Here is a 471-nt window from a genome sequence, read left to right as displayed (position 1 = left end):
AGAGGTTGGATTTGCGCCGGCCGTCACTGGCGCCGGGTACGGCAACTCGTCCTCCTTTCTTAGGAACCGGCAGGGGAGATCAGCCATGGTGCCAAGCTGCTGTGCTGCAGTTGTCCACCCTGGCACGCCCTACCGGCAGCACGAATTTTTGTGTAGGAAACAACGCAGGAGGAATGAATGGCTCCGGGTTCAAAGACCGCGGAACGGGACGACGACGTCGAATCCCGCGAAGCAGTCGTCGAAAGGCTCCTCGCATCCATGACCTGGGAGCAGAAGCTCGCCCAGCTCCAGATCGGCTACCGCCCGCGGCTTGAAGAGGCCAAGGAACTGGTGCGCGCGGGCATCGGAGGTGTTTTTTGGCCCCGGAGCGCCGCCGCCGCCAACGAACTCCAACGCGCGGCCGTGGAGGAGACGCCGCATGGTATTCCGCTGCTCATCGGATTGGACGTGATCCATGGCCAACGCACCACC

1 protein-coding gene is annotated in these 471 nt (G+C 63.1%); it reads left to right on the top strand.

The genetic code is table 11. The features are described 5' to 3' along the window. Positions 1–177: 177 nt before the first annotated feature. A partial coding sequence (locus AC1DKD_RS42025; protein WP_477144839.1) for a glycoside hydrolase family 3 N-terminal domain-containing protein occupies positions 178–471 on the top strand: 294 nt, incomplete at its 3' end.

Source organism: Cupriavidus sp. 05T313, from assembly GCF_056396665.1.
The sequence above is the reverse complement of the archived record's forward strand: the minus strand, read 5'-3'. Positions and strand labels throughout refer to the sequence as shown.